Annotated in this window: 5 protein-coding genes and 1 pseudogene; 2 read left to right on the top strand and 4 right to left on the bottom strand. The window is 72.5% G+C overall.

What is annotated here, in order from left to right; genetic code table 11:
- Together AB0O67_RS37025 and afsQ1 are read right to left on the bottom strand one after the other, a co-directional pair.
- Positions 1–442: pseudogene (locus AB0O67_RS37025) on the bottom strand (two-component sensor histidine kinase); the annotation flags it as partial.
- On the bottom strand, positions 439–1,116 hold the full coding sequence (afsQ1, locus tag AB0O67_RS37020; RefSeq protein WP_365460417.1) for a two-component system response regulator AfsQ1: 678 nt from the start codon (positions 1,114–1,116) through the stop codon (positions 439–441). The pseudogene AB0O67_RS37025 and the gene afsQ1, both read right to left, overlap by 4 nt.
- A gap of 240 nt (positions 1,117–1,356) precedes the next feature.
- Between afsQ1 and AB0O67_RS37015 the strand changes: the two genes are divergently transcribed.
- Positions 1,357–2,136, top strand: a complete 780-nt coding sequence (locus AB0O67_RS37015; protein ID WP_365460414.1) for a SigE family RNA polymerase sigma factor — start codon at positions 1,357–1,359, stop codon at positions 2,134–2,136.
- Between the two features lie 186 nt (positions 2,137–2,322).
- Here AB0O67_RS37015 and AB0O67_RS37010 read toward each other — a convergent pair whose 3' ends face one another.
- Both AB0O67_RS37010 and AB0O67_RS37005 read right to left on the bottom strand, forming a co-directional pair.
- The gene (locus AB0O67_RS37010; protein WP_365460420.1) at positions 2,323–2,958 is read right to left on the bottom strand and encodes a uridine kinase; all 636 of its coding nucleotides are present in this window, start codon (positions 2,956–2,958) and stop codon (positions 2,323–2,325) included.
- A gap of 105 nt (positions 2,959–3,063) precedes the next feature.
- Positions 3,064–3,213: a hypothetical protein gene (locus AB0O67_RS37005; protein WP_365460412.1), complete on the bottom strand. Its 150-nt coding sequence runs from the start codon at positions 3,211–3,213 to the stop codon at positions 3,064–3,066.
- Between the two features lie 95 nt (positions 3,214–3,308).
- Between AB0O67_RS37005 and AB0O67_RS37000 the strand changes: the two genes are divergently transcribed.
- A partial coding sequence (locus AB0O67_RS37000; protein ID WP_365460409.1) for a hypothetical protein occupies positions 3,309–3,489 on the top strand: 181 nt, incomplete at its 3' end.

The following is a 3,489-nucleotide window of genomic DNA, read 5'->3' as shown; positions in this document are numbered from 1 at the left end:
GCGGCTGCTCCTTGTTCACGGCCGTGCGCAGCGACTTCGGTACGTCGGCCAGCGCGAAGCCGTCGTTGAGGCCGCCGGAACTGCCGTAGACCGGCTTGCCGGCCGCGTCCTCGGCGACGAGGAGCACGCTGAAGCGCTGGCTGCTGCTGGCCATCTGACCGGCGGTGCGCTGGAGTTCGTCCTGGCTGGGACGGGCGGGCAGGGCGCCGGCGCGGTTCTGCATCTCCTGCTCGAAGTCGCGAAGCACCGCGTCCTGGGTGCGGGTGAGCACGGCCTCGCGGTTGAGCCAGTAGGCGATCCCGGACGCGGAGACCGCGGCCGTCAGCGCCACCAGCCCGAACACGACGACCAGCCGCAGCCGCAGACTGGTGAAGCGCAGCGTCGACAGAGCTCCCTTGCGTGCCGCGGCCCAGCCGCGGAGACCTTTTTGCGCGTCGGTCACTGAGGCGGGTCCAGCCGGTAGCCGACACCCCGCACGGTACGGATCAGGGTCGGGGAGGACGGCACGTCCTCGACCTTGGCGCGCAGCCGCTGGACGCAGGCGTCCACGAGCCGGGAGTCACCGAGGTAGTCGTGCTCCCACACCAGACGCAGCAGTTGCTGCCGGGACAGCGCCTGACCGGGCCGCCGGCTCAGTTCGAGCAGCAACCTCAGCTCCGTCGGGGTGAGCTGGAGGTCCTCGCCGTTCTTCGTCACGGTCATCGCCGCGCGGTCGATGACGAGGCTGCCGAAGGCCGCGGCGTCGTTCGCCTCCCGCTCGCCGCGCCGCAGCACGGCGCGGATGCGCGCGTCCAGCACCCGGCCCTGCACCGGTTTGACGACATAGTCGTCGGCGCCCGACTCCAGCCCGACGACCACGTCGATGTCGTCGCTGCGGGCGGTCAGCAGGATGATCGGCAGCTGGTCGGTGCGCCGGATCCGCCGGCACACCTCGAACCCGTCGATGCCGGGCAGCATCACATCCAGCACAATCAGATCCGGCCGCTGCTCACGCAGCAGCTTCAGACCGTCCTCACCGCTGGCAGCGGTCGCCACGCGGTGTCCCTGGCGCGTCAGTGAGAGCTCCAGGGCCGTGCGGATGGCGTCGTCGTCCTCGATCAGCAACAGGGAAGGCACGGGCTCATTCTGGCCCATGGTGGGTCGGCGTTTCGACACTCGGGCGGCTGCGTAGCCGTACCGCTCTTCTCCGTGACCGTACCGGGTGTTCCCTGAAGGACGCGGGGACCCGCCCCTGTGACACGTCTGTGACAGTCGGCGGACACAGCGATGATGTCGGCTCGGCAAGCTTTTCGGCACAGGCAAGGAAGCAGGACGAGCAGGGCCGAACACCGGCAAGTACACGACGGGGGGCGCGAGATGAACACGCTGCACGGCACCAGCACCAGCGCAGTGGTCACGCGTCTGCACGACGTGCACGCGGGCCGGGGTTCCGAGAAGTCCGGCGCCGATGGGGGCCCCTCCCGCGGGAGTGGGTTCGAGCGTGGGGGAGGGCGGGGGTGCGCTCGCGGCGCCGGGCGTCAGCACACCGCCTACATGACGGTGGTTGACGGTCTCACGGGGGAAACGCACGGGGGAGCCGCGTACGGGGAGGACTCGGGGGAGCGTCGCTCGCTGACCGAGGCGGAGTTCACCGCCTACGTCCAGGAGCGCCGCGCCTCCCTGTACGCAACCGCCTACCACCTGACCGGCGACCGCTTCGAGGCCGAGGACCTGCTGCAGAGCGCGTTGTTCTCGACGTACCGGGCGTGGGACCGGATCAGTGACAAGGCGGCGGTCGGCGGATACCTCCGCCGCACCATGACCAACCTGCACATCAGCGCCTGGCGGCGCCGCAAGCTCAACGAGTACCCGACCGAGGAACTGCCGGAGACGGCCGGCGACACGGACGCGATGCGCGGCACCGAACTGCGCGCGGTCCTGTGGCAGGCGCTGGCCCGGCTGCCCGAACTCCAGCGCACCATGCTGGTCCTGCGCTACTACGAGGGCCGCACGGACCCGGAGATCGCGGAGATCCTCGACATCAGTGTCGGCACGGTGAAGTCCAGCATCTGGCGCTCCCTGCGCCGGCTGCGCGAGGACGAGGTCCTCAGCTTCGGCCGTGACGAGCAGCACGCCTTCGGGGAGCTTGTCGCCTGAAGGCAGGGCCCCGGGGGGAGTACGGGGGAGTACGGGGCCGGGGGGGCACGGGGGAACGCGGGGGAACGCGGGGGAGCGGGGCTGGAGGGCCGGGGGGTCCGTCCAGTCCCGCCTTCGTGTGTCCGGGGTCCGAGTGGCCGGGCGCCGTGGGTCCGGGCGGAAGCCCGGCCGCGTGCGACCGGGGCGCTACGCGGCCGTACGTGCCGTCGCGCAGCGACCCGCCGCCGCGGCGGCCAGGCGGCCCATCGCCTCGTCCCGGTCGCAGGCGTACGCGCCGAGCGCGGTCTGGCGGGCGACGATGGAGCGCTCCGCGCGCATCAGGCGCCAGCCGCGGCGCAGCAGGAACGGCACCGACTTGCGGCCCTCCCTCAGATCGCGCACGAAGCGGCGCCGGAAGGTGCGCACCGGACCACGGCTCAGGCACAGCGCGTCGGCCAGCAGGCCCAGTTCACGGCAGCGGGTGACGACCTCGGCGGCGAAGACGCCCTCCGCGATGAACAGCGGGGTCCGCCCGATGTCGAGGGTCTCGGCGCCGGTGCGGGCGCTGAGCGAGATGTCGTAGACGGGGATGTCCGTGCGGCCCGTGCGGCACAGGTCCTCGATCGCGGCGACGGCGGCGTCCGCGTCCCACGAGGCCGGGTCGTCCCAGTCGATGTCGGAGCTCCCGGCGACCTGCGGCAGCGTCGGGTCGGTGCCCTCCTTGTAGAAGTCGTCGAGCCGCAGCACCGGCAGGCCGGAGCGGGCGGAGAGGAGGGACTTGCCGGAGCCGGACGGGCCGCACAGCAGCACGACCCGGGTGGGTATGGGCGGATGGGAACCCAATGTGTCGTCCTTCTCACCGGCGGTCTCGGGGGCGGCGCGAGCGGGACTCCCGCCTCCGCGCATCCCGTCATTATCCCTGCCGCCGTCCGGCCCCGGGAGCCCGCGTCAGGAGGTGACCGGATCGGTGTCCGGTGCGGGCGCGGGCTCCGGGGCGCCCGTACGCCGGTTGTTCGCGGGGGTGAGGGCGTCCCTCGCGGCGCGGCGGCCACGCCCGGCACCGCGCTGAACCACCAGGGAGTCCCTGCCCTGGGCCACCGCTCCGTAGGATTTCGGGGCGTCGGCGGGCGGGCGTGGACAGGTCTGCCGCCTCGCCCGCGAGTCCTACGCACGACGAGGAGTGGCCGGCACCCGTGGATACCGATCGTCTCGCCCATCAGTTGTCGGCCGTGGTCGGACCGGCCCATGTGCTCGCTGACCCAGCGCTGCGCGCCTCGTACGAGACCGACTTCACCGGCCGCTACCGGGGCCGGGCCCGCCTGGTGGTGCGGCCCGCCGACACCGCGCAGGTGGCCGAGGTGCTGCGGCGGTGTC

This window comes from Streptomyces sp. NPDC086077, assembly GCF_040686175.1.
Lineage (GTDB): Bacteria > Actinomycetota > Actinomycetes > Streptomycetales > Streptomycetaceae > Streptomyces.
This window is presented reverse-complemented; position numbering and strand designations above follow the sequence as displayed.